Below are 26,985 nucleotides of genomic sequence, written 5' to 3' on the forward strand. Positions count from 1 at the left end.
TAGGGCCAGTTTTCCGTCAGTGCCAGTTTCTTCGCCCGCAATTTTCGTTTAGGGGCGCGGTCATGACTACGCTCGCAAAGATCGAAAGCGCTCTGCCGCTGCCCATCACCGTCGATGACATCCTGGCCGCCCGGACCCGTATTTCGGGTTCGATCGTCAAGACGCCGACGCTGATTAGCCAGACGCTCTCCAACATGCTGGGCTGCAACGTTTATCTGAAGTTTGAAAATCTCCAGTTCACCGCCGCCTACAAGGAGCGCGGCGCACTCAATCGTCTGCTGCAACTGGATGATGCGGCAAAGACCAAGGGCGTGATCGGCGCTTCGGCCGGCAACCATGCGCAGGGGTTGGCCTATCATGGCAAGCGGCTGGGCGTGCCCGTGACCATCGTCATGCCCACCACGACTCCAACGGTGAAGGTGACGCAGACGCAGGGTCATGGCGCGACCGTGGTGCAATATGGCGAGAAGTTCGACGACGCCTACGCCCATGCCCGCCTGCTGGAAGTCGAGCAGGGCCTGACCTTCGTGCATCCGTTCGATGAGCCGGACATCATGGCCGGGCAGGGCACGGTCGCGCTGGAAATGCTGGAGGATGCTCCGGAAATCGACACTTTGGTCATCCCGATCGGTGGCGGCGGCCTGTTTTCCGGCATGGCAACGGCGGCGCGCGCGATGAAGCCGGATATCCGCTTGGTCGGCGTGCAGGCCGAACTTTATCCGTCCATGTATGATTTCATCAAGGGCGCGGACCTCGCCTGCGATGGCGACACGCTGGCGGAAGGCATCGCGGTCAAGCAGCCCGGCGATATCACCCGCCGCGTGGTCGAGCGGCTGGCGGACGATATCCTGCTGGTCACCGAACGGCGGCTGGAGGAAGCGGTCAGCCTGCTGCTTCAGATAGAAAAGACGGTGGTGGAAGGCGCCGGTGCTGCGGGGCTCGCCGCGCTCCTGACCTATCGCGAGCAATTTGTCGGGCGCAATGTCGGGCTGGTGCTGACCGGCGGCAATATCGACACGCGCCTGCTGGCCAATGTCCTGCTGCGCGATCTGGCGCGTTCGGGCCGTCTGGCGCGTCTGCGCATCATCCTTCAGGATCGCCCCGGCGCGCTGTTCCATGTCGCCCGCATCTTCGATCAGGAAGCGGTCAACATCCTGGAACTGGCGCATCAGCGCATCTTCACCAACCTGCCGGCCAAGGGGCTCAGCCTCGACGTCGAATGCGAGACGCGGGATCGGGCCCACCTCCAGCGCCTGATCGCAGCATTGGGCGACGCAGGCTATGAGGTCGCGCCGATCGAGGTTGCCTAGGAGCGGGCGATCGTCACCGTTTTTTCGTGGTAAACGCTCTTTTCAGAGGGGCGGCGGGACGGCATATATCTGAAACATGATCGAACCCCGCCGTCACCATGAATGGGAGCCTGGAGCGTGACTGCCGCTTTTCGTTTTCCCCGCTTCTTCGTGACCAATCCCAGCCCATGCCCTTATCTGCCGGGCAAGAGCGAGCGGAAGGTGTTCACCGAACTGAATGGCGAGAATGCCGCAGAACTCAACGATGCGTTGGGCCGCATTGGTTTTCGCCGCAGCCAGAATGTCGCCTATCGCCCCAGTTGCGCGGACTGTTCCGCCTGCGTATCGGTGCGTGTCGTCGCTAGCGAATTCCAGCCCAATGCGACGCAGCGCAAGCTGATTCGGCGTAACAGCGATCTCATTGCGACCGCTTGCAAGCCATGGTCCACCGAGGAGCAGTTCGCGCTGCTCCAGCGCTATCTGGTTGCCCGCCATCCCGGCGGTGGCATGACCGAGATGGATGAGATGGACTTCGCCGACATGGTCGAGCAGACGCCGGTTGACAGCTATATCATCGAATATCGCGAACCCGGCGTCGATGGCCGCCCCGGCAAGCTGATCGGCGCCTGCCTGACCGACCGGCAGGGCGATGGCCTGTCAATGATCTACAGCTTCTTCGACACGACGCTGGAGCATCGGCCAGGGCTGGGCAACTATATCATCCTGGACCATATCACCCGCGCGGCTGGGGCCGGGCTGCCCTATGTCTATCTGGGCTATTGGGTCGAAGGGTCGCAGCGGATGCAATATAAGGTCCGCTATCGCCCGCTGGAAAAGCTCAGTCGGGCTGGTTGGGTGCGCTTCGATCCGCACGAGCAGGCGCAGGCCATTCGCGGCGTCCAGCAGCGTGATGAGCCGCCGCTGCCGGTCGAACTGGTCAGCATGTTCCGCAAATAACGGTGGATCGGTTCGACTTTAGTCTAAGTCATTGAATAATATTGGCCATGCTCTTCATTGGACTTGGTCAATTTGTTTAACTTTCTTTGCTAGTCCCTCTTCATGCGCGGAGAGAAAGGCATCGGATCAGGAGCGGCTCATGGACCGCTTTGCTGATCGGCGGTTTCACGACGCTCGGTTGACGCCGGGCGACGATGTCGTCGCGCAACAACTGTTTCTGTACCGCAACGACCTTCTATTTTCGCCGGTTTTCGACCGGGTGTCGCCGCCGTTGCTGCGTTGGGTCGCGGATCATCGGGGTCGGCTGATCGCGATCGAGCGGGAAAGCAGCCGTTTCCGTCCCCGATTCGCGGCCGATCCAATCGGCTTCGGTTGGCGCAGCCTGTTGTCGGATGCGGACAGGCGCACCTTGCTGGCAACGGCCCGTTCGAGCGATCGGCCGCAGGCACTGACGCTGTCGCTGCGCTGCGCCGATGGCCATGCACGCTGGTGCATGATCCGCATGGCCTGCGTGGAGGGAGCAGGGCAGCCGCGCTGGTACGGCACGGTCGAGGATGTCCATGAACGGCATGATCGCGATTCGCGCGCGTTGGCGGCGGCGTTGGCCGAAAGCCGCGAACATTATCGTTCGTCGGTGGACCTCAGCCCACAAGTGCCCTGGACCGCCAGTCCCAGGGGCAGCATCGAGGAAGTGGGGCCGCGCTGGTTCGACCTGACCGGCATGGCGCCGGAAAAGGCGCTGGGTACCGGCTGGCTGGGAGCGCTGCATCCCGATGACATGCAGCGCACCGTTGCCATATGGAGCGGCCATCTGGCCAGCGGCGCGCCGGTCGACATCGACTACCGCATTCGCCTGCGCGACGGTGGCTATCGCTGGATGCGGGCGCGGGCATCGGCGCGCCGTGATCCCTCCGGCGCGATCCTGCGTTGGTACGGAACGCTGGAGGATGTCCATGCCGAGCGACTGGCGCAGACGGCCCTCACGGACAGCGAGGAGCGCTTCCGTCTGGCAGTGCAGTCAGCACGGCTCGGCATATGGGATTTCGACTGCATCACCGGTTCACGTACCTGGTCGGACGAGTTTCGCCGGATGCTGGGGCTGGACGAGCATCAGCCTGCGACCACCGAACTGGCATTGTCGCTGGTGCATCCCGGCGATCGCGACCGGCTGAAATATATGCTTGAGGCGGTCGCGGCCGGCACGCTGCCGCCGCATTTCGAAGCGACGCTGCGGGTGCATCGCGCTGACACCGGCGCGCTGCGGTGGATTCGCAGCACCGGGTGGATGACGCGAACGGACGCCGGCCGTCCCTTGCGCATCATCGTCACCTTCCGTGACATCACTGAAGAACATGATGCGGACGAGCGTATTCGCTGGGCCGCAACCCATGATCCGATGACGCGCCTGCCCAATCGGACGTTATGGCAGGCTTCACTGGAGGAAATGGCAGCGCGGGCGCAGGCGGAGGAACGCACCTTCGGCCTGCTCCTGCTGGACATAGATGACCTCAAGCGCACCAATGATTCCATGGGTCATGATGCCGGCGATGCGCTGCTCTGCGCTTTTGCCCAGCGCTTGGCATCAGTGGCGCCGGCCGATGCCGTGCTCGGGCGGCTGGGCGGCGACGAGTTCGGACTGGCGGCGCCCTCGCTGACCAATAGCGCGGCGCTGGAGCGGTTGAGCGCGACGCTGATCGACAATGTTCGCACGCCCCATGTCCATCAGGGGCGCTCGTTGGAATGTGGTGTCAGCATCGGCGGCGCCGTATTCGGCGTGCATGCCGACCGGGCGGAAGATCTGCTCAAGGCCGCCGATCTGGCGCTCTATGCCTCGAAAGGGGCGGGGCGCGGGCGACTGACCCTGTTCCAGTCCACCCTGCGCGCGCAGGCGCAGCAGCGCAGTTCGATGATCCGCATGGCGCGGCAGGTGGTGGCCGAACGGCTGGCCACGCCCTTCTACCAGCCGCGGATCGACATGCGCAGCGGCCATGTGCTGGGCTATGAAGCGCTGCTCCGCTGGCATCATCCGCGCATGGGCGTGCAACTGCCCGGTACGATCGCCGCTGCCTTCGACCATGCGGAAATATCGGTGGCGTTGACCGGGCAGATGCTGGATGCGGTGCTGGTCGATCTGCAATGCTGGCTGCGGTCGGGCCTCGATCCGGGGCGGGTCGCGATCAATGCGGCGGCGGCCGATTTTGCCAGTGGCGATTTTGCTGATCGGGTGCTCAGCCTGCTGGATCGCGCCAATGTCCCAACGGCCCATTTCGAGATCGAGGTGACGGAAAGCGTGTTTCTGGGCCGTGGCGCCGATCAGGTGGGCCATACGCTCCAGCATTTTTCGGATGCCGGCGTGCGGGTGGCGCTGGACGATTTCGGCACGGGCTTCGCATCCCTCACCCATCTCAAGCAATATCCGGTGGATGTGCTGAAGATCGATCGTAGCTTCGTCAGCCATATCGAGCAGGATGCAGGGGACGCCGCCATCGTCGATGCGATCGTGAAGCTGGGCGGCAGCTTCGGCATGGAAGTGGTGGCCGAGGGTGTGGAAACCGCCGCGCAGGCCGATTTCCTGCTGCGTCAGGGCTGTATCGTCGGGCAGGGCTTTCATCTCGGCCGGCCGCAGCCCGTTACCGCTTTTTCGCCTCCGAAAGCCGGTTCGCAGCGATAGGCCGGACCCGAAGGTCCGGCCCGACCCGGCGTCGTGACTCGCCGGGCCTTATTCTTACTTGCAGCGGCAACTCCGCACCGTGCGGCGCGGCGCCGCCTTGCGATAGGGCACCGTTTCCGTGACATAAGTGGTGGTCGTCGTGGTCGTGACGGCAGGCTGCACGGTCACGGTCGTCACGATCGGCGCCGGATAATAATAGCCGTTGGCGATATAGCCGCCGCCCTGGCTGACCGACACCGGGCCGGGGCCAGCCGACCAGTGCGGTGCACCGGTATAGGGCGGCGCGTCATAATCGACGCCGGCACCCCGCACATCGCCCTCAAAGCGGCCATCATAGGTGCCGCTCACCTGCCGGCCGTCGTCCGTCGTCCAGGTGCCGGTCCAGCGGCCTTCATATTCGTTCGAGGTTGTCACGCCATCGTCGGCGGCGCCATAGCCATAATCATAGCCGGCGCCCGGACGGCGCGGCGGCGGCGGGGCATTGCGGCGCGGGCCATCCTCTGCCTTGTCGATCGCCATGCCGGCGACGGCGCCGACACCCGCGCCGATCAGCGTACCGGCGGTACGGTTGCCGCGCCCGGCGATCCGATTGCCGGCGACACCGCCAATGACTGCGCCGATCGCGGCACCGCCCACGCCATTGTCGCGGCGCGGTTCGTCATAATAGCCGTCATCGCCATCGGGGCCATAGCCGCCCTCATAGCGGCCCCAATCCACATCGCTGCGCGAATCATAGACCCGGCCGTAACGGTCCGTCATGACCGCATCGTCATAATAGCGCGACCAGCCATAGCCATAGGCCGGCGCAGGCAGTCCATAGGCGCCATAATTGGCGATGGAATAATTGGGGCTGACCCAATAGCGGGGCAGGACATAACCATAGACCGGGCGCTGATAGCCGTTCCAGCCACCCGGTGCGCGCCAGCCGGCATACCAGCGGCCATTATAGCGCGATCCCCAGCGATGCCCGCCATTCCACTGGCCGTTCCAGCCGCCCGGCCGGGGCATGTGCGTGCCGGGGCGCGGGCCGGGATGCGGCATGGCGCCACCGGGACGCGGACCGCTCCAGCCCTTGCCCATCACGGGCAGGGCAGCGCCTGCGCCGCTGGCGGCCATCGCCGGTGCCGCAACGCAGGCCAGCGCCGCGCTGGCCCCCAGAAGGAAAAGCGTTGGCGTTCGCATGGTTAACACTCCCTGTTGTACATGGCGTGCGGACCGGATGCGCAGGCCGAAATCCTAACGCATCATTTAGCATGCTGATCCGCCGCTATCCATGATTCCTGCCCCGAAATCCTGTCCCGAAACGGGGCGGAAAGCGGAAGCGGGTGGCCGTGATGACGGAAAAGACGGTTAACGGCTTAGCCGATTCGCCCGGCAATGCGCGCGGCCAGCGCTTCCAGTCCGCGCGCGTCCTCCGAGTCGAACCGGGCGGGGCTGGGGCTGTCGAGGTCAATCACGCCGACCAGCCGGCCTTCGTGCAGCACCGGCACGACGATCTCCGACGCACTGGCCGCATCGCAGGCGATATGGCCGGGGAAGGCGTGGACATCCGCCACCAACTGAGTTTCGCGGGTCGCTGCGGCCGTACCGCACACGCCACGCCCGACCGGAATGCGAATGCAGGCGGGCTTGCCCTGGAACGGCCCCAGCACCAGTTCATCCTTCACCATGCGATAGAAGCCGGCCCAGTTGAGGTCGGGTAGGAACTGCCAGAGCAGGGCAGATATATTGGCCATGTTGGCGACCGGATCAGGCTCCGACGCGGTCAGCGCATCGGCGGCCGAAAGCAGGTCGGCATAGAGGGTGGGCTTGTCGGCGGCAGTGGCGGCGAAATCATACATGGTGCCCATATAGGCACGCGTTCGCGCCGCGGCCAGTGCGACAAGACTCCATTAACCAAAGTTGGGTATCGCCATCGAACGGCCTGATTGTTCGAGGGTGAAGATGTATTTAGACGCGGCGCATAGCCTGACCAACCTGCGCGGGGATGCGCGCGCGGTCGATGTGTCCATCATCATGCCCTGCCTGGACGAGGCGATCAGCCTGCCGCATTGCATCGCCAATGCGCGCCGTGCGCTGGACCTGATCGAGGCGGAGCATGGCCTGTTCGGCGAGATCGTCATCGCCGACAATGGATCGACCGACGGCAGCCAGCAACTGGCGACGGATCTGGGCGCGCGTGTCGTGCCGGTCGCACGGCGTGGCTATGGCGCGGCGCTGATCGGCGGGTGTGAGGGGGCCTATGGCCGCTATCTGCTGATGGGCGACGCCGATGGCAGCTACGACTTTACCAATGGCGTGGCGATGATCGGCGAATTGCTGGCCGGTGCGGACCTGTGCATGGGGTCGCGGTTCAAGGGCGGGATTGCGCCGGGCGCCATGCCCTGGAAGAACCGCTATATCGGCAATCCGGTGCTGACCGGCATTCTCAACCTCTTCTTCCGGTCGGGCATCAGCGACGCGCATTGTGGACTGCGCGCGATCACGCGCGATTGCTTCGTGTCGCTCGGCCTGTCGGGCACCGGCATGGAATTTGCCAGTGAAATGGTGATCAAGGCCAGCCTGCGCCGGTTCCGCCTGACCGAAGTGCCGGCCACCCTGTCGGTGGACCTGCGCGACCGCGCGCCACATCTGCGCCCCTGGCGCGATGGCTGGCGGCACCTGCGCTATCTGCTGATGCTCAGCCCGACATGGGTGTTCGGCGTGCCGGCGGTGCTGGCGATGGGCGTGTCGGCATTGATCCTGATGGTTGCGATCGGTTTCTGGCTCGGCCTCTTTCAAGGGGAAACACCGTTCGGGATCAGCTGGGCGATTGCCAGCGGCTTCCTGTTCACGACCGGCCATCTCGCGCTGCTGATGGCCTTTGCCGGCCATCTCCATGGCGTGACCATGGGCTATCGCAAGCTACGACCGGTGGTCGGGCGGCTGGGTCGGAAGATCAGCCTGGAAACGATGCTGGCGGCCGGTGCCGTGCAAATGCTGGCGGCGGCCGCGATCTTCGCCGCAACCGGTTGGTACTGGTCGAATCATGGCTTTGTTGCCCTGCCAAATCCGCTGCCGCTGGTGCTGGCAGGTGTGCTCGGCGCGACCGGTGCACAGACGATTTTCGGCGGCTTCCTGCTGGCGATATTGGCCGGGCATGACGCCCGCTTTCTGGGTGATGCGCGGCGCTGCGGATTGGCGCTGTCGGCCGAACACGGCGCTTAGTCCATGGCGCGTCGGGACTGGCGCAGGCTGGCGGCCGAAGGCCTGCGCTTCTGCCTTGTTGGCGGGCTGATGGTTCTGCTCAACAACCTAATCGTGGTCACGCTGACCGAAATTCTGCATTTTTATTATTTGCTGTCGATCGTTCTTTGCACTCTGGGCATGACGCTGGTTTCCTTTCTGCTCAACCGACAATGGACTTTTCGCAAATCCGGGGCGATGGCTGGAAGTGAACTCATCCGTTATATGCTCTGTGTTCTTGCTAATCTGGGCGTGGTGATACTGCTGACATGGATGCTGGTGCGTTTGGGCCTGCCCTATTACTGGTCCAATCTGATCGTTGCTGCCGTCATGGCGCCCACCAATTTCCTGGTGCATCGTATCTGGAGCTTCGCCATGGATCCTGCCATTGTTCCCCAGCCCAGATCCTGACATGAGCGCACTTGGCCTGGCGCCCTATCCTCAATGCCCCTCCGGTCAGGCCGCGCGCTGTCGCTTTGGTCCTGACCCTCTACTCAGGACGGAAGTGTCGGGGCGGGGAGGCGGACCGATCGGGATATTCCGTTGTCAGACTTGCGGCCATGGCGTCACCCGTCCGGCCATGGATGATGTCGCCCCCCTGTATGAAGGCCGGGAGAGCCAGGATTTTCAGCGGGGCGATTCCCGCCTCGCACGCTGGATCAAGCGCACGGCCTTTGATCGGCTGGCTCGCCACCTGTTGCGCCGGATCGGTCCGCGCCCGCACCGGGTGGTGGACTTCGCTTGCGGTAATGGGCTCATCACGCGCTGCATGGCCGATGTGCTGGAGCCGGGTGCCGACGTCGTCGGCCTGGATTTTTTCGACGATCCGCCTGAACCGATGGAGCGGGCGCGCTATGGCTCCTTCGCTGCGCTGCCAGGCCTCGCTGGAACGGCCGACCTGGTTCTGTGCTTTCATGCGTTGGAGCATGATGACGATCCCCATCGCTTCATCGGGCGCCTGACCGGCCTGCTGGCGCCGGGCGGGCGGCTGGTGGTGGAAGTGCCCAATGTCGATTGCGTCTGGACGCCCTGGTTCGGTGCCGATTGCGAAAACTGGTATCTGCCCTTTCATCGCGTCCATTTCTCCCGCCAAAGTCTGCGGGAACTCATGGAAGCCCAGGGATTGGCAATATTGGCTGAGGAAAATGTCTGCGCTGCCACAATGGGGCATTCGATCGCCAATCGCTGCGGTCGGCCCTATTCGGGGTTTTTCTTCCTTGTCGGTGTGGCCTTGCGGCCGATCCAGTGGCTGGCGGAGAAAGTCACCGGGCGACCCAGTGCCTTGCGGATCATCGCGGTTCAGCCGGCATAGCTGGCCGAAACTGCGCGCAGCGAGCTTTCAATCGACAGGCGGTCGGCATTGGCGGCGTACCAGGCGGCCGTTGCCTGACGTAACTCTGCCCCCTGTCCCACGGCCATCAGCAGTGTATCCGCCAGCGCCTGTGCGGTCGGGGGATCGGCAATGAAGCCGTTATGGCCCGGTTCGATCAGTTCGACCGCGGCATTGTCTGGCGCGGCAACAACGATTGCGGGCACATGGCGGGCCGAGGCTTCCACCACGACCAGCCCATAGCCTTCCCGTTCCGAAGGCTGCACGATGCACAGTGCTTCGCGCATCGCCTGCTCCAGTATTTCGGCCTCTACGAAGCCCGGCAGGGTGATGTAATCGGACAGTTCCAACGCGGTGATCCGGGCCTCAACACGGGGACGATCCGGTCCGTTGCCGAACAGGATCGCGCGCAGTTCGGGCACGGACTGGCGCGCGATCGCGATCGCCTCCACCAACAAAGGCACCCGTTTTTCCACGATCATGCGACCGGCGTAGACGATCGTGGGCGGGATGCGTGCCGGCAAGGAATCGCCGGTCGCTGGCGCGAGCGCCAGCCCAGGCAAATAATCGATTGATCCGTTGAGGCGTAAGTCGTGCAGTCGCGCTTCATGCAGGCGGCTGAAGACATGGGCGCGCTGCCGCACCCGTGCGCACAGCGATTGCACCGTCCAGCCGATCCATCCCAGCCGGCCCAGATAATCGCGCCAATAGTCGCGGCTCCATATCTCGAACCAGTCGCAGACGATGTGATAGCCGCAGACGCGCCGCAGCAATCCGGCGGCGAGCAACGCGAAATAGGGGAAGGAACAGAGATGCACCACATCATAGCGCCGGCCGTGGCGGGCCAGATGAGTCAGCACGCCCCAGCCGAACCCCAGGGGCGGCGCGATTCGGCGCTTGCCATCCTGATACAGGGCGGCGCGCGGCGACACCGGGATGATGGTGACGCCGGGCAGGGCTGGCGGCGCGTCGGCGTCCCACTGCGTCATGGTGAGATAAGTGACCTGATGCCCGTCCGCTGCCAGCCGCTCCGCCAGCGCGCGGTACCAGCGCTCAGCCCCGCCGATCGTCCAGGGGAAAAGGCAGTCATAGACGATGCAGATATGCATTAGCGGCGCGTCTCCGGGCAGATCACCTTCAGGCGGTGGAAATGGCTGTCATCGCCCGGTCTGGCATCGATCCGTTGCCGGATCGCGCTCAGGCTCTGCGCATCGACGAAGGCGGCGCGCCGCGTCCGGCACAGGGTAGCCACCCGCTCTGTCGTCAGACTGCCGGCCAGCAATCGCAAGGGGCGATTGGACAGGTCCGGCCGGTTGATGACGAGGTCACTGCCGAAAGCGACCGCGCCTTCGTCGATGACGGCAATGTCCGCAGGCAGGCGGTCGATCCGGGCCGATACCTGCGCATAAGGCAGCGTCAGCCAGGCGGCCATCACCATATGCAGCGGCAGCAGCAGGCCGAAGCTGGCGGCGTTGCTCCATGCCCAGAGCCGCGCGCCGGGCCAATGCCTGCGCAGCGCGATCCACCCTTGTGCGCCCAGCAGGCAGAAACTGCCGATCACGCCGTGGAGATAGCGATAGCCCCAGCCATGCCCCTGAAAGGCGAGCAGAACGCCGATCAGCAGGATATGCAGGGCGATGCCGATGGCAAGCGGCCGGACCAGAGGCGCACGCCAGGCGAGGGTGATGCCAGCGGCGGCCAGCGGCAACAGCAACAGATGTTGCCAGGCGACGAAGCGCAACAGGTTCATCGCCATCAACCACAGGCTGACCGGGCCGATGCCATGCAGCATATCCGCCACGCGATCGGCATAGTCCAGCCGATCACCGGTGCTGGACAGGGCGGCCATCGGTCCGCCGGCCAGTTGCGCGATCATATTGGGCCAAGTCAGCCAGAACAGGCAGATGACGGCATAAGCGGTCGCGTAGAGGATCGCCAGCGGCCAGCGCCGCTGGATCAGCAGGCCGGTCAGGATCGGAAAGACGAACAGGGGATGGAAGAGCGGCTGGTGCAGGCCGGTGGCGAGAAAGCCGACAAGGATCGCACCGGCGTGGCTCCAGCCGCCGCGCAGGAAGAGCCATAGCCAGACGAGGTTGAGCCCCAGATGTCCGGCCATGGCATGGGCGGTCATGCCCTGAACGATGACTTGCGACGATCCTGCATAGAGCAGCAGCGCGACCGTTCGCGCTTCGGCGTTACCGGGCCAGATCCGCTCTGTGATCCGCCACAGCGCCAGCGCACCGATGGCGGTGAAGGCGGGGCTGGCCAGTCCGGCGTCACCGATCATCGCCATGGTTGCGCGCGCGAGCGCGTTGATCGGCAGATAGCTGGATATCCACGCCTGCCGGTCGGCGATCGGCAGCATGAAAAACTGGTTGAGCGCATCGGCCATCGGCCGCCAGTCGGGCGCGATCGGCCAGAACAGCCGCCCTTGGGCGAAGACCGTCGCATCGAAGCTCGCCATCTGCTCGTCGCGCGTGAGGTCATAGGCTTGCAACAGCCAATGATGTCCGGCCCAGCAGACCAAGGCGAGAATGAGTGCGAATAGCCAAGGGTGGCGGGCAGCAGCAGTCATCCATCGCGATGGATGGATGCTGCCAGTGGGTTTGAGGCCATAGCGCAGCAGCAAGGCGATCAGCATCGCGACAGCCAGATCCTGCCGGACGAAGAGGAAGGCGCTGAACTGCCTTTTGTCATGCACCGGATCGATCAGTACGCCGATCAGCCCGATCGCCAGCAAGATGGCGATCAGCAACGGCAACCGCGCGCTGGCACGTTTCAGCCATGCCGTGATGGCGCCTTCGTCCCCCATGATCTTCTGGCCCCCCGGCGTCATGCTAATCCATCCGTACCTTGCCGCGCCCCTGCTTCACCGAACTCCGTGCCTTTTTTTCATCGACGCGCCGCGCCTTGGCGGCCTTGCCCGGCTTGGTCGCGATGCGTCGGGCGTCGCGGACATGGGCCTTGGCGATCATCTCGCTCAGTCGATCGCGCGCATCCTTTCGGTTCGCTTCCTGCGTGCGAAAGCGGGACGCCTGAATGACGATCTCGTTCGCCGACGTCAGCCGCGACCCGGCCAGTTCCTTCAGTTTGCGATAGGCATAAGGTGGCAAGCCCAGTCTGAACAGGTCGACCCGCAACTGGACGGCCGTTGCCACCTTGTTGACATTCTGACCGCCCGGACCGCCGCCGGTGATGAAGCGCTCCTCCAGCGCCTCATCGGGAATATCAAATCCCGGCATCGTCCAGCAGGTCCGGGCCGAAGCCGGCCGCCGCGAAAGTGTCGGGCAGGGGGGCCGTCGCCGCCGCAGCCGGCTTGTCCCCGCGCGCGATGCTCAGGAACCGGCTGTGCAGCAGCATCTTGCCCTCGCCATTGCCATAGACCGGATCGCCAACGATGCCGAAGCCCAGACCATGCAGGGTGTGAACGCGGATCTGATGGGTGCGGCCGGTCTGCGGCGTGAAGGCGATCAGCGCGCGGCCATCCTTTTCCGCGATCTTGCGCCAGTGAGTAATGGCATTCTTGCCAGCCTTGGCCGGGATCATGCGCCAGCCCTGCGCTTCGCTGCTGATTTTCTTCAGCGCCAGTTCGATCGTGCCGCTGTCTTCCGCCGGCACGCCATCGACCACGGCGACATAGCGTTTTTCGACCGTGCCGGCCTCGAACGCGGCGGCGAAGCGCTTGTGCGCCTTGGGGTTACGGGCGAGCAGCAGGCAGCCGCTGGTGTCGCGGTCCAGCCTGTGGACCGGCAGCGGCCAGCGCTGGAAGCCGAAGGTCAGCGAAGCGAGGTGATTTTCCAGCGCCAGCGATCCGTCGCGCGGCGCATCGACCGGCAGGCCGGCCGGCTTGTCGAGGATCAGCGCCTCGCCATCAATGAACAGGACTTTGTCGTCAAACAGGGACAAGAGGGGTATCCGATCGGAGTAAAAAAGAGTGGGTCAATTGACGCGCGCGCGGCTTCCTATAGGCGGTGGGGACGATGGACAACAGGGGGCATGATGCAGGCAAGGCGCAATTTCGGCTCGATTGGGTCGATGTGGCGCGCGGGATCGGCATCATTGCGGTGGTGATCGGCCATGTATGGACGCGCGGGGGCGTGCGCGACGCCATGTATAGTTTCCATATGCCGCTCTTCTTCCTGCTGTCCGGCATGTTGTCCCGGCCCCATCCCATCGCTTCCTTTACCCGGCGGCAGATAGTCGGGCAGATGCGCCCCTACGCGGCGTTTCTGACCCTGCTGATCCTGATCGACCAGATTGTCGAGCCGCTGAAGGGCGGACGGCCCATATTCCACCAATGGCCCGAGGATATGGTGCCGATCCTGCTGGGCGGCTTCTGGTTGCGGGGGCCTTATACCATTTTCTGGTTCGTCCCCTGCCTTCTGATCGCGCGCCTGTTGTTCAACGCCGTGCTGCTGTGCTGGCCCGACGTGCTGGACCGGCGCTGGGCTTTCGTCCTTCTGCCAACCGTCATCCTTGCCTATGGGATGGGATATTTGACCGAGGCGTCCCCGCTGGGTTTGCTGAGCGTCCCGATGGCGTTCGTCCTGCTGTGGGCGGGGGCGGTCTGGCCGCGGGTGCGCTGGTCCAACAGGATGATCCTTCCGCTGGCCCTGCTGGCCTTGGTCGGGCTGGCGGAGATCGCGCCGACGCTGAACATGAAGGTCGCGGACTATGGCTGGCCGTTGGTGTCGATCGGGTCGGCGGTGGCGACATGCCTGTTGCTGTTCCGCCTGTCGGCCCGGATTGCGCCCTTTGCCGGGCCTGTCGCGGCGCTGGGGCGGGCGTCGCTGGTCATCATGTACCTGCATGTCGCGTTGATCCATTATGGATCGCCCTATCTGGCCAAGCCCTGGCTGCTCATGCTGGCGCTGGCGCTGCCTTTCGGCCTCCACGCCCTGATCCGCCGGTCGCGCGTCGCGACCCGCATCCTGCTCTAGCTGTCGCGGATCAGCGACATGCGATCATCCACCCCGGCGCGGGCGACGATGCTGTAGGCGGCCTGCGCGATGACCTGCGCCTGTGTCAGCGCAGCGCCATCCTTCTCACGCTGGGCCGATGCGACCGGATCGGCGACGGCGGACGCTGCCGGCGAGGCATAATAGCTGGATTGCGCCAGACGCTCGCCCAGCGTCGTGCGGACGGGTGTTTCCGAAGCGGTGCTGGCGGTTACCTGCCGTGGGCCGGTCGATGCCGTATAGGTCAGCGGTTCGCTCGCGACGGGAGCGGATATGACCACGGGGCTGGTCGTGGGGGCGGTCGGTTCCGTCGCGTCGGTCGTTGGCGTCGGGGCAGGGGTGGACGTGCTATTCTGTGCCGCGGCGGCAGCCGCCACGGCTTCGACGGTGGTTTCCGTCGCCTTCTTGATCTGTCCCCAGGCATTGCCCAGGCCGTTGCCGATCGCGCCGATCATTAAAATATCTCCCGTCCCCGCCGTTCTCATCCGTCATAGGGCTTTCCATGGCCTCAATGGAAAGGGTTGGCGGCCTGTTAAGCCTCAATGCACATGTCGCAGCTTGTCCGGGTTGCGCATGATGTAGATGGCGCGCACCATGCCATCCTCGATATCCAGCGCTGTGGTCTGCACCTCGCCATCCGCCTCCCGAGTCACAAATCCGGGCAGGCCGTTGATCAGGCAGGTGCGCAGCAGGGTCGATCCATGTTTCAGGAAATTGACCGCCAGCGCCCGATGCAGTTGCATGACCTGACCAAAGCCCAGCGCCGGGCGGACGGTCGCGGGGCGCTTGCCGCCGCCATCGCTGTGCAGGCTGACATCGGCGGCTAGCAACGCGCCGAGGCCGGTCATGTCACCGCTGCGCGAGGCGGTGAAGAAGGCGGTGGCAATGTCCATGCCGCGTTGCTTTTCCACTTGAAAGCGCGGGCGGGCGTCGCGGACATGGGTGCGGGCGCGCGCGGCCAGTTGGCGACAGGCGGCAGGATCGCGCTGGATCGTGACCGCGACTTCCTCGAACCCCAGGCCGAAGACGTCATGCAGCAGGAAAGCAGCGCGCTCCAGCGGAGACAGCCGTTCCAGCGCCAGCATCAGCGGCAGGGTGACGTCTTCCTCCTCGTCCGCCTCCTCGAACAGCGGTTCGGGCAGCCAGGGACCGACATAGGTTTCGCGGCGCACCCGCGCGGATTTCAACTGGTCGAGGCAGAGGCGCGTCACCGTGCGGCGCAGAAAGGCCTCCGGCTCCCGAATGTCGGTGCGGTCGGTGCCCATCCAGCGGATGAAGGCATCCTGCACCACATCCTCCGCATCGGCGACGGAGCCGAGCATGCGATAGGCCACGCGGATCAGGCGGGGACGCAGCGGGTCGAAACTGGCGGCTGCGTCCATCTGCGTCCCCTGTTCCATCAGGCGGCTGCCTGCATCGGCATGTCGTACCAGAGGTTGAAGCCGATCGCGATCCGGTTCCAGCCGTTGATGATGTTGATCATCAGGGTCAGATTGACCTGCTCTTCTTCGGTAAACTCCCAGTTGAGCGCTTCCTTAGCGGTTTCATGGGTATGGCCCTGCGACAGGGTGGTCAGCGCTTCGGTCCAGGCCAGCGCGGCCCGTTCGCGGTCGGTATAGCAGGGGGCTTCGCGCCAGGCGGTGAGCAGATAGAGGCGCTGTTCGCTCTCCCCCTTCGCACGGGCTTCATAGCTGTGCATGTTGATGCAGTTGGCGCAGCCGTTGATCTGCGACGCGCGCAGCTTCACCAGTTCGATCAGGCTGGATTCCAGACTGTCGCCGATCGTGGTGGAAAGGGCGGTCCAGCTCTTCATCAGTTGGGGCGCGGCGGCATAGGGGTTGATCTTGTCGGTCATGATGCAGTCCTTTCGCTTGGGTCTGCTGACATGACGAGATGGCTTTGGCGGATGTGACATGGCGGCTGAATTTTTTCGTCGCCAACCTCTGGACAGAGGGCATCGCCGACCGCTAGCGGGCGCCCTCTATGTCAGTCATTGCCACCATCATGAACACGGCCACGGGCCAGCCCATCCAGAAAATGAAGTTCGAGCGTATGCCCAAGCCATGGGTGTCGCTGAACCTTGAAAATGGCGAACTGGTCACCGCCGACCGCGTCGTCGTCGGCAAGCCCGCGCCGGGCAAATTCATCACGCCGGTCGAAGTCTGGGTCACGCCCAAGACGCCGGGATAAGCGCGCCATCGGGCGCAACAGGAAAAGGGGCTGGCGCATAGTCCCGATGCGCCAGCCCCTTACGACTGTTTCAAAGCCCTGATGCGACCCAAGGCTCTTCTCCTGCCGCGCCGGTTAGACGGCGCGGTCAGCGATCAACCGTGCAGCTTGATCGCGGTTTCAGCGATGCGGCGGCCCTGATAGCGGGCGCCGTCCAGTTCCTCTTCGCTGGGCTGGCGGCTGCCGTCGCTGTCGGCCAGCGTGGTCGCGCCATAGGGCGATCCGCCGCGTACCTTGTCCACACCCATCTGGCCGGCAAAGCCATAGTCGAGGCCGACGATGGTCATGCCGAAATGCAGCAGGTTGGTGATGATCGAGAAGAGCGTGACTTCCTGACCGCCATGCTGCGACGCGGTCGAGGTGAAGGCGCCGCCGACCTTGCCATTCAGCGCGCCGCGCGCCCAAAGGCCGCCGGCCTGGTCGAGGAAAGCCGCCATCTGGCTCGACATGCGGCCAAAGCGCGTGCCGGTGCCGACGACGATCGCGTCATAGTCGGCGAGTTCCGCGACGGTCGCGACAGGCGCGTCCTGATCCAGCTTGAAATGCGCGTTCTGCGCGACTTCCAGCGGTGCGGTTTCGGGCACGCGCTTGATGTCGACGGTGGCGCCGGCGGAAGCAGCGCCTTCGGCCACGGCCTTTGCCATGGTTTCGATATGACCGTAGGAAGAATAATAGAGAACCAGAACCTTAGCCATGATGCGTCTCCTGTTTCAAAGGGTGGAAAAGGGGTGGCCGCTCACCGGGGTTGAGGGGATGGTGAGCGGCCCGGCCCGTCCGAGGGGAGGGGGATGGACGGGCCAATTAAAGCATCGCGCGCAAAAGTGGGTACCGGTTTTGCGCAATGAGCGATGCGACAACAAGATCTCAGATGCTGTCCACCAGAACGATTTCGGCGTCCTCGACAGCCTTGATGGTGATCGGCGCGCCGCTGATGATCGCCGCGCCGTCGCGGGCCTCGAAGGGCTGGCCGTCAATTTCCACCCGTCCCGTCGCCGCGACCAGATAGAGGTGACGACCTTCCGGCGTGGCATAGGTCACGCTCTCACCCGCCTTGACCGTCCCGCCCAGCAGGCGGGCGTCGGCGCGGATGCGCAGCGCTTCCTTGTCATCGTCATAGCCGCTGGCCAGAACCTGTAGCTTGCCGGAGCGATCGCCCTTGGGAAAAGGCTTTGCGCCCCAACTGGGCTGGCCGCCCCGCGCACGGGGGATGACCCAGATCTGGAACAGGGTGGTGGTTTCATCCTCCAGATTATATTCGGCGTGGCGGATGCCGGTGCCGGCCGACATCACCTGAACGTCACCCGCTTGCGTGCGGCCCTTGTTGCCCAGGCTGTCCTGATGCGTGATCGCGCCGGTGCGGACATAGGTGATGATTTCCATGTCGGCATGGGGGTGCGGCGGGAAGCCCGAACGCGGGCCGATCTCATCGTCATTCCAGACCCGGATCGCGCCCCAGTGGACACGGTCTTCGTCATGATAGTCGGCGAAGGAAAAATGATGGCGCGCATTCAGCCAGCCATGATCGGCATGGCCAAGCGACGCGAAGGGGCGGCGCTCGATGCGGCTCGCTGTGGTCGTGGTCATACTAAAGTGCCTTTCGGTGCGGAGGCGGATGCTTCCGCTTGCTTTCCGCCAATCTAGCCATCAGGATCGTTTCTTAAACCGGCAGCTTTGAAACGGATTGTTTCCCAATGCGACTACCTGATTTTGAAGCCTGGGCGATGTTCGCCGCCGTGGTGGAACATCGCAGTTTCACCGACGCGGCCAAGGCGCTCAGCGTGTCCAAGGCGACCGTGTCCAAGGCGGTGACGCGACTGGAGGAGCATCTGGACACCAGCCTGTTCAACCGTACCAGTCGCCGTCTGGCACTGACCGAAAGCGGCAAGCGGCTGGCCGATCACGCCCAGCGGATATTGGTCGAAGGGCAGGCGGCGGAAGAGGCCGCAAGAGACGAGACGGCGGAATTGTCGGGCGTGGTGCGGCTAGGAGCGCCAATGACCTTCGGCCTGTTGCGCGTCGCGCCGCTGGTGGCGCAGTTTACCAAGGAACATCCGCTGGTCGATGTCGACCTGCACCTGTCCGATGCGAAGATCGACATCGTCGAAATGGGGCTGGATGCGACCATACGCATTGCGGACATGCCAGACAGTTCGCTCCGCGCGCGGCGGCTGGCGGATGTGACGATGCACGTCATCGCCTCGCCCGCCTATCTGGACGAGCGCGGACGGCCGCAGCACCCTTCGGATTTGGGGAGTCACGACTGTCTCTGCTATTCCAACGTGACGGCGCCGGACGTGTGGCGCTTTGCCGGGCCGGGGCAGCAGAATGTGGTTGTTCAGGTGCGCAGCCGCATCACCGTCAATAGCGGGGAGGCGATGTTGCCCGCCCTGCGCATCGGCGTGGGCGTGGCCCGCCTGCCCGATTTCATCATCGGAGACGCTCTGGCGAAGGGCGAGGTGGAGGAAATCCTCACCGACTGGCGCCCCGCGCCCTTCGGCCTGCATCTGGTGACGCCGCCATCGCGTCTGCGTCCGGCGCGTGTCGATGCGCTGCTCGACTTCCTGACGAAGCATCACGGCTGTTAACCTGGATCAGGCCCGTAGTAACATTTCCTTCAGCATGATCGCGCCATGACGCCGTTGCGTGCGGCGCCAAAAGACCTCGTTTCGCAGGTGAATCCAGCTTGACTCCGGGCGGGCCGTTACGGCCTCAACCCTTTGTAAACAGATTCGAATTGGTGCGACTCGTGGATTCCTGCCGGTTAGCGAAAAATTAACCTTTGTCCTTCAGAAGTTTTTTGGTTAATGAATTGGAGCAGAAGCCGTTCTGGTGGGGTGAACGGGACTGCGACTGACTAAGGGGCTTCACATGCGCGTGCTGCTGATCGAGGACGAACCTACCACTGCCAAGGCGATCGAGCTGATGCTCACGACCGAGGGGTTTAATGTCTACACGACCGACCTGGGTGAGGAAGGCCTCGATCTGGGCAAGCTGTATGATTATGATATCATCTGCCTGGACCTGAACCTGCCGGACATGCACGGCTATGACGTGCTCAAGAAGCTGCGCGCGGCCAAGGTGCAGACGCCGGTGCTGATCCTGTCGGGCGTTTCGGAAATGGACAGCAAGGTCCGCTCCTTCGGCTTCGGCGCGGACGACTATGTGACCAAGCCCTTCCATCGCGAAGAGCTGATCGCCCGCATCCACGCCGTGGTGCGCCGGTCCAAGGGGCATAGCCAGTCGGTCATCCGCACCGGCAAGCTGTCGGTCAATCTGGACGCCAAGACCGTGGAAGTGGACGGCAACCGCGTCCATCTGACCGGCAAGGAATATGCGATGCTGGAGCTGCTTTCGCTCCGCAAGGGCACGACGCTGACCAAGGAAATGTTCCTGAACCACCTGTATGGCGGGATGGACGAGCCGGAACTCAAGATCATCGACGTGTTCATCTGCAAGCTGCGCAAGAAGCTGGCGCTGGCGTGCAGCGGCGACAATTATATCGAGACGGTCTGGGGCCGCGGCTATGTGCTGCGCGATCCGGACGAAATCCTGGAGGAACAGGCCAAGGTCGCCTGATCCGATACGCATTGCCCAGGGGGGTGGAAAGGCCGGCGTCCGAAAGGATCGCCGGCCTTTTCCGTTGGCGCGGCTGCGGCTAAGGCAGGCGCATGGATGATCTTTTTGCCGACCGCACCATCAGCGAACAGACGCTGGGCCGCAGCGATATTGCGCCGCTGGCGAAGGGATTGCCCCACCATCTGGTTGATTGCGACCTGGAGGAGGCTGACCTGTCGGGGCTGGACCTGTCACGCTGGACATTCGAGCGATGCCAGTTGCGCCGCACCGACCTGACCGGGGCCAAGCTGGACGGATCGCGCTGGTTGTCCTGCCGGGGTGGCTTTGCGACCTTTGCCGGCGCGGACCTGCGCGAGGCGGAATTGACCGCCTGCGACTTCAACAATGGCGCGTTTCGGCGCGCCAAGCTGTTTGGCGCCAAATTCGAGCGGTGCAAGCTGACCGGCGCCGACCTGACCGATGCGAGCGCGCTGGACATGGAGTTCAAGGAGACGCTGCTCGTCAATGCACGACTGCCGGGCTTTTCCTTCCGCAAGCAGGTGGTGACGGCGGTGGATTTCAGTCAGGCGGATCTGGCCAAATGCGATTTTCGCGGCACTTTGTTCGACGGGTGCAGCCTGCGCGACGCTACGCTGGACGGATGCCGGTTCGACGGAGCGGATCTGCGCGGGGCCGACATCAGCGGGTTGCGGCTGGTCAATGCCGGGCTGTTCCGGGGCGCGACGATATCGCGCGAGCAGGCCGGGCAATTGCTGGGCGAACTGGGCCTGAATGTGCGCTGATGTGCGCTGAAACGGGGAATGGGCCAGCGGCCTGAAAGGCTGCCGGCCCATTCATCAGGCGGAGGGGCTTTGGCCAGGCGGTGTGGAACGTGACCGCTTGTCCGCATGCCCCGGCGGGGTCAATCAGTCCGCCTGATCGGGGGTGTCGTTGCTACTGGTGCCACCGGTCGAAGAGCTTTGACCGCTGACCTGACCAGACAGCGAGCCGCTGGCGTCGATCGAGGCGGCATTGTTGACGGCGCCCGTTGCTTGCCCAGCCGCATTGCCAGCGGCCGAACCGGCGCGGTCCTTCACCGCAGAGACGCGATCGCGGCTGTTGTCCACCGCCGTGCCGGCCCGGTCGCGAGCGCTGGCCACAGTGGTCGTGGCCCGATCACGAGCGGCGCTTGCCGTATCGGTAGCCCGGTCGCGGACGGTGCCGGCCGTGTCGGTGGCGCGGTCCCGGACCGAGCCGACGGCGTTGCGCGCATCATTGGTGCCGAGCGTGTCGACGGCCAGACCGCCATCAGCCGAACCGCTGGCCGAACCGGATGCGTTGGCGCTGCGGCTCTTGCCCTTGCGGGTGGCGGAACCGCTGGCGGCGTCATCGGCCCGGCCACGGCTCGACCCGCTGGCGCCGACACGGCCATTGTCGAGATCGACGCTGCGGTCGAGGCTGCCTGCGCCGCCTAGCGAGCCGCCGAGCGGGCCAGAGAGGCCGCCGCTGCCGCTACCACCCAGCGCGCCGCCGAGCGAACCGCCCAGACCACCGCCGCCGCCGCCGCCCAGAAGCTGTGCCGAAGCAGGCGCCGTCGACAGGGCGGCGAAGCAGGCTGCGGCGATCAGATACTTGGCTTTCATCTCATGTCTCCTTCATCAATGTCGTTGTGATGAAAGGAGAACGGGAAGGGCGATCGCTTTAATCCCGGCGCCGATGAAATATTTTCAAACTACTGATAATCAGTCGTTATTTCTGCAATTTTCGCAAATAACTGGCGGCTGTCCCTTGCGGCTGGCGCCGGCTTCGGCGCGCAGGGCGGCCAGCGTGCCGCGCGTGAACAGCCGGCCGGCGACCAGCGGCGCGGCGAAGCTGGTGCCGCGTACCGCTGTCTTGCCGCCCTGTGTGTCGGCCGCCTGCATGTCCGCGCCGGGCGCCGCGAAATCGACATGGAGCGCGCGTCCCGCTTCAGGCAGGGGGCGCCCGCGTCCGTCTATGCCGGTGACGGCGATCACGCCGGGATAGGAGGCGGGGTAGGCTGGCGGGGCGGCCGGGCCGTCATTGCCCACCGCCGCTACGACCGTCACGCCCCTATCCCGCGCCAGCCGGATCGCGCCGTCGAGCAAAGGGTTGGCCGGGCCGACCAGACTGACCGTCACCACGCGCACGCCGCGCGCCGCCATCCATCCCAGCGCACGGACGATGGAGAAGGCCCCGCCGCCGGCCGGATCGTCACCATAGACGTCCGCCACCAGAAGCGGTGCGCCCGGTGCGCCGCCGCGCACCAACCCGTCGCCGCTGATGAGCGAGGCGACGGCGGTGCCATGGGGGCTGGCGCGCGGCGCCCCCTGCGCAAAGCCGCGCTGCTCGATGGCAGGCCCAAGCGAAGGATGGCGGCCCACGCCACCATCGATCAGGCCGGCGATCCGGCCATCAATCCGGCCGCCACCGGCCAGCGCCGTACCTGAAAGAGCCAGCGCCGGGCCGCTGGGGAAATAGAGATTGTCCGCGCTCGCCTGCGCGCGGGGTGCGATCTTGCGCACGTCACGCAGCGCGCGCGCGAGGCTCTTGTCCTTGGGCGGGGTCAGGCGGGCGACGGGCAGGTCGATGCCCTCCACCGTCTCGCTCTCCACCCCATAGCCGGCCGCGCGCAGGGCCGTGAGGGCCGCATCATCGGCACCAGTCAACAGAATCACGCCGCGCCGCGCCGGTTCGCGCCGGTCGTCCAGTTCGATTTGATTGCCATGCCGGCGCAGCAGGTCGCTGATCCGCGCGGCGCGCGCTGCGGCCAATCGGTCGGCAAGCCGGGCGGGGCTGAGCCTGTCCAGTCCGGTTGCATCCACCGCCGAACCAACTCGCTCTCCGACCTGATCCAGCGTATCGGGCACGACCTGACCGACCGTGCCCAACCCGCCGCCACCGGGCAGCAACTGGGCCTGCGCATCCGACATGTTGGCGGGCGCCAGCAGGATCAGGCCCGCCATCATCCATGGGCGCGTCAGCTTCATGTCCGTCTCACCGATCCTTTCGCGTGCAAAATCATCCATTGCGAAAAAATGTCCATTCGTCACTCATGTCCGGGATGAAACGGATGGGCTGGCGCGTTTCATCCTTCGAACAAGCGACGGAGTATCGATGTCATTCGAACGCGACCTGCTGGCGATCCTGCCCCGGCTGCGGCGCTTTGCCGCCAGCCTGTCGCGGGATCGCGCCGATGGCGATGATCTGTGCCAGGCCGCGCTGGAGCGCGGCCTCAAGGCACGCGATCAATGGCAGCCGGGCACTCGTCTGGACAGCTGGATGTATCGGATCATGCGCAACCTGTGGATTGACGAAGCTCGCGCCCGCCAGCGCGCGGCAAAGACCTTCGCCCCGGAAGAGGCGGGGCTGACCGTCGGCCATGCCGGCGACCGCGATGTGGAGGCGCATATGATGTTATCCGACGTCGACCGGGCGATGCAGGCCCTGCCCGAAGAACAGCGCGAGGCGATCGCACTCGTGCTGGTGGAGGGGCTTTCCTACAAGGAAGCGGCGGCGGTGCTGGACATCCCTATGGGCACGCTGACATCGCGGCTGGTCCGGGGACGCGGCGCATTACTGGAATTGATGGGAGAAGCGGCATGACGGATATCGACGAAGCCATGCTGATTGCGCTGGTCGACGGCGAACTGGACGAGGTGAATCGGCGCCGGGTGGAACGGGCCGCAGCGGGCGACCCCGCGCTGGCCGAGCGGCTGGCGCAGCATCGCCGGCTGCGGGAGCGGCTGGCGGGCCATTACGCTCCGCTGGCGCAGGAGCCTGTCCCCGAACGGTTGCGCAGCCTGCTGGAGGAAAACGAGACGGTGGTGCCGATGACACGGCCGGCCCGTCGCTGGGGTGGCTGGGCGATGGGCGGCGCGATTGCGGCCAGTCTGGTGCTGAGCCTTGGTGTTGGTCGCTTTTCCGGCGGAGAGGCCGGGCCGGTCGGCATGAAGGACGGCGTTATGGTTGCTCAAGGGCCATTGGCCACCGCGCTCGATAGCCAGTTGGCGTCGGCGCAGGATGGCGCGGCAATCCGCATCGGCCTGACCTTCCAGCGCAAGGGTGGCGGCTGGTGCCGCAGCTTCGACGGCGCGATGGCGGGCGTGGCCTGTCGTGAGGATGCCGGCTGGCAGGTGCAGCAGATGCTGCCGGGGGCGGGGCAGGAAACGGCTTACCGTCAGGCGTCCTCCGCCGACGCGCGGGTGATGGCGACGGTCGATGCGCTGATCGCCGGTGTGCCGGCCGATGCCGCTGGCGAGAAGAAGGCGGCAGCGAACGGGTGGCAGTGAGAGGCTGAATTTCTCCGAGAGCCGTTCGCCCTGAGCCTGTCGAAGGGCGCCGCATGCGTGCTTCGACAAGCTCAGCACGAACGGAACAGGGGTTACTACCGTTTGGGCGCCGGTTTCACCTTGGCCGGCTGGCGCGCGATCGCGCGGTTCAATCGAAACAGCACCAGTCCAGCGCCCAGCGTGAGATGCGCGCACCAGGCGACCGCGCCATAGCCAGCGCCCAGGCCGGTCATGTCGATCGCCAATGCCGCCATCAACAGAGCGAAGCCGGCATGACGTAGCATGCGGCTGGTCCCCGCATCCAGCTTGCGCCCGACGAAATCGGGCTGGTGCCGGACCATAGCGGCGCAGAGGCAAGCGAAGCCGGTGATGCAAAGCGCGATGGCGATGATGTGGGTCATGCGGTGGCCAGTTCTTCCTTGATCGCGCGGGCGCGGCGGGGCTTTGCGGTGGTAGCGCGAGCCGCCTTGTGCGCGGCATAGCCAAAGCCGACCGCCAGCATCAGCATGGCAATGTCGAAAGCGACGAACAACCAGTCGCCCGAACGCAGCCCATTGATGCTGTTGCGTGGTACCGTCAGCGCGTTGACCACCGGGACGGCGCCGAACAGGCCCGCGGCCAGCGTCAGGCTTTCCACCCAGGCCCGCTTTTCAGGGCGTGCAATGGCCCAGATCAGCGTCGCGCCCCAGGCGATGAACAGGCTGTGGATTTCCCAGTCCGCCCGCTCCGCCATGCCCAGCGGCAGCAGGCGGTTGGCCAGAAAATAGGTGGCGATGCCCGCCGGCAGGCCAGCAATGGCCGCGATATTCATGCGACTGACCAGACGGAAGCCGAAATGCGGGCGGGCGGGATCGGGCAGTTTGGCGCGGCGCTTGACGGTCCACAGGACAAGGCCGCTGCCGACCATGATCGTGCCGCCGACACCGGACAGGAAATAGAGCCAGCGCAGGCCCCAGCCGGCAAAGCGGCCTGCATGCAGGCCGATCATCACGCTCTGCGTCGCCATTGCGCCGCCCTGCGTCGGGCTTTCCTCCAGCAGGTCGCCGGTCGTGCCGGAAAAGACCATGCTTTCGCCGCGCGAACCAATGGCACCGCTGGACGCGCGGGTCAGGGTGATGGTGCTGTTCTGGTCACCGGGCAGGGCGATGCGCACCGATCCGATCTCCGCGCCGTTCCACCGCTGGCGGGCGACCTCCATCAACGGCCTCACCGGGACCAGCGGCGCGCCGATGTCGGACCGTTCCATTTCCTTGCGACCGGGAAACACTTCCTCGAAAAAGGCGTCGGGCTTGCTGTAATTGGCGGCAATGCCCCAGGGCATGTACATGGTCGCCAGCGTGACCAGCCCGGTATAGGTGATCATCAGATAGAAAGGCAGGGCGAAGACCGCCGTGACATTATGCGCGTCCAGCCAGCTGCGCTGCCCCTTGCCGAAGCGCAGCATGAAGAAATCGGCAAAAATCTTCTTGTGGGTTACGATGCCGCTGAAAATCGCGATCAGCATGAACATCGCAGCAACGCCGACCAGGTAGCGTGCCCAATAAACCGGCATATAGTGCAGGTCGAAATGGAAGCGGTAGAGGAAGAAGCCGCCCTGCGTCTCGCGTGCGGTGACGGGCTGGCCCTGTCCGTCCAGCGTGGCGCTGGTGTCGCCACGCCGACCGCGCCGCTTGCGGGGTTCCTCGCCCTCCACCTTGCGTGGTTGCCAAAAGGTGCTGACCGTGGGGCTGCGCGCGGAGGGAGGCGAAATGAACCAGCTTTCCGCATCCGGCTGGGTGCGGTGTAGATAGGTGATGGCCGCCTGCGTCGCGGCTTCGCGATCGGGCGCAGCGGTGACTTCCGGCTTCATCCAGCGGCTGATTTCCTCCTGGAAATAGGCAGCGGTGCCGGTGACGAACATGGCGAAGAGCAGCCAGCCCAGCAGCAGTCCGGTCCAGGTGTGGAGCCAGGCCATGGACTGGCGGAAACCATCCTTCATGCCCGGCCTCCCAACTGGAGCGACAAAGCAAGCAGGGTGCCGAGCAGCGCGGTGCTGCCGATCATCCAGACCCAGACCTTGGCGGTCGATCGGGCATGGAAGATCGCCATGGCGATCAGGGCGAAGATGAGGAAAGAGGTGAGGGTCGCCGCAACGCTGGCCTCTGCGCGGGATAGCGGCAGATGGCGGGCCAGCAGGGCGGTGACGATGGACGTCAGGGCATAATTGAGCGGAATCGCCGCCAGAACGCGGCTGGCGACGGCCAGCCTGTAGCGTGGTGCGGGGGAAGCCCTGGAAGCCATGACGATAAGTCCACTCTGCGCATATTAATGATAATAACTCGCAGGAGCGGGTAGGCGAGGGGCGCGCGGATGTCCATCCGAAAATTGGCCGTTGGGTAAGAGCGTGGTGCGGCTGAGACGGTAGCGCCGTCAATTTCCTGATCCGTTGCGGGGCGGCGGTTCAAATCCCGCCGCTCCCTGC

General features: G+C 64.9%; 29 protein-coding genes. 13 read left to right on the forward strand and 16 right to left on the reverse strand.

What is annotated here, in order from left to right; translation table 11 throughout:
• The first annotated feature begins 62 nt into the window (after positions 1-62).
• The 3 genes from RQH62_RS03420 (at position 63) to RQH62_RS03430 (ending at position 4,917) form a co-directional block, all read left to right on the forward strand.
• Positions 63-1,310: a threonine ammonia-lyase gene (locus RQH62_RS03420; RefSeq protein ID WP_311267314.1), complete on the forward strand. Its 1,248-nt coding sequence runs from the start codon at positions 63-65 to the stop codon at positions 1,308-1,310.
• 117 nt (positions 1,311-1,427) lie between these two features.
• Positions 1,428-2,246: an arginyltransferase gene (locus tag RQH62_RS03425; RefSeq protein ID WP_311267315.1), complete on the forward strand. Its 819-nt coding sequence runs from the start codon at positions 1,428-1,430 to the stop codon at positions 2,244-2,246.
• 139 nt (positions 2,247-2,385) lie between these two features.
• The gene (locus tag RQH62_RS03430) at positions 2,386-4,917 is read left to right on the forward strand and encodes an EAL domain-containing protein (protein WP_311267316.1); all 2,532 of its coding nucleotides are present in this window, start codon (positions 2,386-2,388) and stop codon (positions 4,915-4,917) included.
• A 54-nt stretch (positions 4,918-4,971) separates the two neighbouring features.
• Here RQH62_RS03430 and RQH62_RS03435 read toward each other — a convergent pair whose 3' ends face one another.
• Positions 4,972-6,099, reverse strand: a complete 1,128-nt coding sequence (locus RQH62_RS03435; RefSeq protein WP_311267317.1) for an RcnB family protein — start codon at positions 6,097-6,099, stop codon at positions 4,972-4,974.
• Between the two features lie 176 nt (positions 6,100-6,275).
• Positions 6,276-6,758, reverse strand: a complete 483-nt coding sequence (locus RQH62_RS03440; RefSeq protein WP_311267520.1) for a GAF domain-containing protein — start codon at positions 6,756-6,758, stop codon at positions 6,276-6,278.
• Between the two features lie 103 nt (positions 6,759-6,861).
• On the opposite strand from RQH62_RS03440, the gene RQH62_RS03445 reads away from it, so the two are divergent.
• The 3 genes from RQH62_RS03445 (at position 6,862) to RQH62_RS03455 (ending at position 9,454) form a co-directional block, all read left to right on the forward strand.
• Positions 6,862-8,124: a glycosyltransferase family 2 protein gene (locus tag RQH62_RS03445; protein ID WP_311267521.1), complete on the forward strand. Its 1,263-nt coding sequence runs from the start codon at positions 6,862-6,864 to the stop codon at positions 8,122-8,124.
• A 3-nt stretch (positions 8,125-8,127) separates the two neighbouring features.
• Positions 8,128-8,553 (forward strand): GtrA family protein, encoded by a 426-nt coding sequence (locus RQH62_RS03450; protein ID WP_311267318.1) that lies wholly within the window; start codon positions 8,128-8,130, stop codon positions 8,551-8,553.
• 169 nt (positions 8,554-8,722) lie between these two features.
• On the forward strand, positions 8,723-9,454 hold the full coding sequence (locus RQH62_RS03455; protein ID WP_311267319.1) for a class I SAM-dependent methyltransferase: 732 nt from the start codon (positions 8,723-8,725) through the stop codon (positions 9,452-9,454).
• Here the strand turns inward: RQH62_RS03455 and RQH62_RS03460 are convergent.
• The 4 genes from RQH62_RS03460 to RQH62_RS03475 are packed head-to-tail and all read right to left on the reverse strand — an operon-like array spanning position 9,442 to position 13,378.
• Positions 9,442-10,581: a glycosyltransferase family 4 protein gene (locus tag RQH62_RS03460; RefSeq protein WP_311267320.1), complete on the reverse strand. Its 1,140-nt coding sequence runs from the start codon at positions 10,579-10,581 to the stop codon at positions 9,442-9,444. The two genes, RQH62_RS03455 and RQH62_RS03460, sit on opposite strands and share 13 nt — an antisense overlap.
• Positions 10,581-12,308, reverse strand: a complete 1,728-nt coding sequence (locus tag RQH62_RS03465; RefSeq protein ID WP_311267321.1) for a hypothetical protein — start codon at positions 12,306-12,308, stop codon at positions 10,581-10,583. The genes RQH62_RS03460 and RQH62_RS03465 overlap by 1 nt, the downstream gene beginning before the upstream one ends.
• Position 12,309: 1 nt before the next feature.
• Complete coding sequence (arfB, locus tag RQH62_RS03470) at positions 12,310-12,714, reverse strand: alternative ribosome rescue aminoacyl-tRNA hydrolase ArfB (RefSeq protein WP_311267322.1); 405 nt, start codon at positions 12,712-12,714, stop codon at positions 12,310-12,312.
• Positions 12,701-13,378 (reverse strand): RNA pseudouridine synthase, encoded by a 678-nt coding sequence (locus RQH62_RS03475; RefSeq protein WP_311267323.1) that lies wholly within the window; start codon positions 13,376-13,378, stop codon positions 12,701-12,703. Before RQH62_RS03475 ends, arfB begins: the two co-directional genes overlap by 14 nt.
• Positions 13,379-13,452: 74 nt before the next feature.
• On the opposite strand from RQH62_RS03475, the gene RQH62_RS03480 reads away from it, so the two are divergent.
• Positions 13,453-14,412, forward strand: coding sequence for an acyltransferase family protein (locus RQH62_RS03480; protein ID WP_311267324.1), 960 nt, complete (start codon positions 13,453-13,455; stop codon positions 14,410-14,412).
• Here RQH62_RS03480 and RQH62_RS03485 read toward each other — a convergent pair.
• From RQH62_RS03485 to RQH62_RS03495, 3 genes are all read right to left on the reverse strand, one after another.
• Positions 14,409-14,885, reverse strand: a complete 477-nt coding sequence (locus RQH62_RS03485) for a hypothetical protein (protein ID WP_311267325.1) — start codon at positions 14,883-14,885, stop codon at positions 14,409-14,411. The two genes, RQH62_RS03480 and RQH62_RS03485, sit on opposite strands and share 4 nt — an antisense overlap.
• An 84-nt stretch (positions 14,886-14,969) precedes the next feature.
• Positions 14,970-15,830 carry a sigma-70 family RNA polymerase sigma factor gene (locus RQH62_RS03490; protein ID WP_311267326.1) on the reverse strand — a complete coding sequence of 287 codons (861 nt, stop codon included), beginning with the start codon at positions 15,828-15,830 and terminating at the stop codon, positions 14,970-14,972.
• Positions 15,830-16,285, reverse strand: coding sequence for a carboxymuconolactone decarboxylase family protein (locus RQH62_RS03495; RefSeq protein WP_311267327.1), 456 nt, complete (start codon positions 16,283-16,285; stop codon positions 15,830-15,832). Before RQH62_RS03495 ends, RQH62_RS03490 begins: the two co-directional genes overlap by 1 nt.
• Positions 16,286-16,413: 128 nt before the next feature.
• Here RQH62_RS03495 and RQH62_RS03500 point away from each other — a divergent pair, with 128 nt between their 5' ends.
• Entirely contained in the window at positions 16,414-16,620 is a 207-nt protein-coding gene (locus tag RQH62_RS03500) for a hypothetical protein (RefSeq protein ID WP_200928275.1), read from the forward strand.
• Between the two features lie 134 nt (positions 16,621-16,754).
• On the opposite strand, the gene wrbA is transcribed toward RQH62_RS03500, so the two are convergent.
• Positions 16,755-17,354, reverse strand: a complete 600-nt coding sequence (gene wrbA, locus RQH62_RS03505) for an NAD(P)H:quinone oxidoreductase (RefSeq protein ID WP_311267328.1) — start codon at positions 17,352-17,354, stop codon at positions 16,755-16,757.
• A 169-nt stretch (positions 17,355-17,523) separates the two neighbouring features.
• Complete coding sequence (locus RQH62_RS03510) at positions 17,524-18,243, reverse strand: pirin family protein (protein WP_311267329.1); 720 nt, start codon at positions 18,241-18,243, stop codon at positions 17,524-17,526.
• A 107-nt stretch (positions 18,244-18,350) separates the two neighbouring features.
• On the opposite strand from RQH62_RS03510, the gene RQH62_RS03515 reads away from it, so the two are divergent.
• The 3 genes from RQH62_RS03515 to RQH62_RS03525 all read left to right on the forward strand — a co-directional run bounded on the left by RQH62_RS03515 (position 18,351) and on the right by RQH62_RS03525 (position 21,017).
• Positions 18,351-19,244, forward strand: coding sequence for a LysR substrate-binding domain-containing protein (locus RQH62_RS03515; RefSeq protein WP_311267330.1), 894 nt, complete (start codon positions 18,351-18,353; stop codon positions 19,242-19,244).
• 283 nt (positions 19,245-19,527) lie between these two features.
• The gene (gene ctrA, locus RQH62_RS03520; RefSeq protein WP_311267331.1) at positions 19,528-20,235 is read left to right on the forward strand and encodes a response regulator transcription factor CtrA; all 708 of its coding nucleotides are present in this window, start codon (positions 19,528-19,530) and stop codon (positions 20,233-20,235) included.
• Positions 20,236-20,327: 92 nt separating this feature from the next.
• On the forward strand, positions 20,328-21,017 hold the full coding sequence (locus RQH62_RS03525) for a pentapeptide repeat-containing protein (protein WP_311267332.1): 690 nt from the start codon (positions 20,328-20,330) through the stop codon (positions 21,015-21,017).
• Positions 21,018-21,140: 123 nt separating this feature from the next.
• Here RQH62_RS03525 and RQH62_RS03530 read toward each other — a convergent pair whose 3' ends face one another.
• Together RQH62_RS03530 and RQH62_RS03535 are read right to left on the reverse strand one after the other, a co-directional pair.
• Positions 21,141-21,857 (reverse strand): hypothetical protein, encoded by a 717-nt coding sequence (locus RQH62_RS03530; protein WP_311267333.1) that lies wholly within the window; start codon positions 21,855-21,857, stop codon positions 21,141-21,143.
• 99 nt (positions 21,858-21,956) lie between these two features.
• On the reverse strand, positions 21,957-23,261 hold the full coding sequence (locus tag RQH62_RS03535; RefSeq protein ID WP_311267334.1) for a S8 family serine peptidase: 1,305 nt from the start codon (positions 23,259-23,261) through the stop codon (positions 21,957-21,959).
• A gap of 88 nt (positions 23,262-23,349) precedes the next feature.
• Between RQH62_RS03535 and RQH62_RS03540 the strand changes: the two genes are divergently transcribed.
• Positions 23,350-23,838: an RNA polymerase sigma factor gene (locus RQH62_RS03540; protein ID WP_311267335.1), complete on the forward strand. Its 489-nt coding sequence runs from the start codon at positions 23,350-23,352 to the stop codon at positions 23,836-23,838.
• Positions 23,835-24,524 carry an anti-sigma factor gene (locus tag RQH62_RS03545; RefSeq protein ID WP_311267336.1) on the forward strand — a complete coding sequence of 230 codons (690 nt, stop codon included), beginning with the start codon at positions 23,835-23,837 and terminating at the stop codon, positions 24,522-24,524. Before RQH62_RS03540 ends, RQH62_RS03545 begins: the two co-directional genes overlap by 4 nt.
• Positions 24,525-24,619: 95 nt before the next feature.
• Here the strand turns inward: RQH62_RS03545 and RQH62_RS03550 are convergent, their stop codons facing one another.
• Genes RQH62_RS03550 through RQH62_RS03560 form a run of 3 tightly spaced genes read right to left on the reverse strand, consistent with a single transcriptional unit; the run spans position 24,620 to position 26,804 of the window.
• Positions 24,620-24,925, reverse strand: a complete 306-nt coding sequence (locus tag RQH62_RS03550) for a DUF3325 domain-containing protein (RefSeq protein ID WP_311267337.1) — start codon at positions 24,923-24,925, stop codon at positions 24,620-24,622.
• On the reverse strand, positions 24,922-26,502 hold the full coding sequence (locus RQH62_RS03555) for a PepSY-associated TM helix domain-containing protein (protein WP_311267338.1): 1,581 nt from the start codon (positions 26,500-26,502) through the stop codon (positions 24,922-24,924). The genes RQH62_RS03550 and RQH62_RS03555 overlap by 4 nt, the downstream gene beginning before the upstream one ends.
• On the reverse strand, positions 26,499-26,804 hold the full coding sequence (locus RQH62_RS03560) for a hypothetical protein (RefSeq protein WP_311267339.1): 306 nt from the start codon (positions 26,802-26,804) through the stop codon (positions 26,499-26,501). The genes RQH62_RS03555 and RQH62_RS03560 overlap by 4 nt, the downstream gene beginning before the upstream one ends.
• Positions 26,805-26,985: the final 181 nt, after the last annotated feature.

Origin of the sequence: Sphingobium sp. WCS2017Hpa-17, from assembly GCF_031843765.1 — a bacterium.
GTDB lineage: Bacteria > Pseudomonadota > Alphaproteobacteria > Sphingomonadales > Sphingomonadaceae > Sphingobium.

Coding starts and splice junctions, on each gene's coding strand:
- RQH62_RS03440 (WP_311267520.1), bottom strand. CDS start 6,758: ATGTATGATTTCGCCGCCACTGCCGCCGACAAGCCCACCCTCTATGCC.
- RQH62_RS03535 (WP_311267334.1), bottom strand. CDS start 23,261: ATGGATGATTTTGCACGCGAAAGGATCGGTGAGACGGACATGAAGCTG.
- RQH62_RS03435 (WP_311267317.1), bottom strand. CDS start 6,099: ATGCGAACGCCAACGCTTTTCCTTCTGGGGGCCAGCGCGGCGCTGGCC.
- RQH62_RS03525 (WP_311267332.1), top strand. CDS start 20,328: ATGGATGATCTTTTTGCCGACCGCACCATCAGCGAACAGACGCTGGGC.
- RQH62_RS03490 (WP_311267326.1), bottom strand. CDS start 15,830: ATGGAACAGGGGACGCAGATGGACGCAGCCGCCAGTTTCGACCCGCTG.
- RQH62_RS03420 (WP_311267314.1), top strand. CDS start 63: ATGACTACGCTCGCAAAGATCGAAAGCGCTCTGCCGCTGCCCATCACC.
- RQH62_RS03445 (WP_311267521.1), top strand. CDS start 6,862: ATGTATTTAGACGCGGCGCATAGCCTGACCAACCTGCGCGGGGATGCG.
- RQH62_RS03460 (WP_311267320.1), bottom strand. CDS start 10,581: ATGCATATCTGCATCGTCTATGACTGCCTTTTCCCCTGGACGATCGGC.
- RQH62_RS03530 (WP_311267333.1), bottom strand. CDS start 21,857: ATGAAAGCCAAGTATCTGATCGCCGCAGCCTGCTTCGCCGCCCTGTCG.
- RQH62_RS03455 (WP_311267319.1), top strand. CDS start 8,723: ATGGATGATGTCGCCCCCCTGTATGAAGGCCGGGAGAGCCAGGATTTT.
- RQH62_RS03485 (WP_311267325.1), bottom strand. CDS start 14,885: ATGATCGGCGCGATCGGCAACGGCCTGGGCAATGCCTGGGGACAGATC.
- RQH62_RS03540 (WP_311267335.1), top strand. CDS start 23,350: ATGTCATTCGAACGCGACCTGCTGGCGATCCTGCCCCGGCTGCGGCGC.
- RQH62_RS03545 (WP_311267336.1), top strand. CDS start 23,835: ATGACGGATATCGACGAAGCCATGCTGATTGCGCTGGTCGACGGCGAA.
- ctrA (WP_311267331.1), top strand. CDS start 19,528: ATGCGCGTGCTGCTGATCGAGGACGAACCTACCACTGCCAAGGCGATC.
- RQH62_RS03500 (WP_200928275.1), top strand. CDS start 16,414: ATGTCAGTCATTGCCACCATCATGAACACGGCCACGGGCCAGCCCATC.
- RQH62_RS03430 (WP_311267316.1), top strand. CDS start 2,386: ATGGACCGCTTTGCTGATCGGCGGTTTCACGACGCTCGGTTGACGCCG.
- RQH62_RS03495 (WP_311267327.1), bottom strand. CDS start 16,285: ATGACCGACAAGATCAACCCCTATGCCGCCGCGCCCCAACTGATGAAG.
- RQH62_RS03465 (WP_311267321.1), bottom strand. CDS start 12,308: ATGACGCCGGGGGGCCAGAAGATCATGGGGGACGAAGGCGCCATCACG.
- RQH62_RS03480 (WP_311267324.1), top strand. CDS start 13,453: ATGGACAACAGGGGGCATGATGCAGGCAAGGCGCAATTTCGGCTCGAT.
- RQH62_RS03450 (WP_311267318.1), top strand. CDS start 8,128: ATGGCGCGTCGGGACTGGCGCAGGCTGGCGGCCGAAGGCCTGCGCTTC.
- wrbA (WP_311267328.1), bottom strand. CDS start 17,354: ATGGCTAAGGTTCTGGTTCTCTATTATTCTTCCTACGGTCATATCGAA.
- RQH62_RS03555 (WP_311267338.1), bottom strand. CDS start 26,502: ATGAAGGATGGTTTCCGCCAGTCCATGGCCTGGCTCCACACCTGGACC.
- RQH62_RS03510 (WP_311267329.1), bottom strand. CDS start 18,243: ATGACCACGACCACAGCGAGCCGCATCGAGCGCCGCCCCTTCGCGTCG.
- arfB (WP_311267322.1), bottom strand. CDS start 12,714: ATGCCGGGATTTGATATTCCCGATGAGGCGCTGGAGGAGCGCTTCATC.
- RQH62_RS03515 (WP_311267330.1), top strand. CDS start 18,351: ATGCGACTACCTGATTTTGAAGCCTGGGCGATGTTCGCCGCCGTGGTG.
- RQH62_RS03560 (WP_311267339.1), bottom strand. CDS start 26,804: ATGGCTTCCAGGGCTTCCCCCGCACCACGCTACAGGCTGGCCGTCGCC.
- RQH62_RS03550 (WP_311267337.1), bottom strand. CDS start 24,925: ATGACCCACATCATCGCCATCGCGCTTTGCATCACCGGCTTCGCTTGC.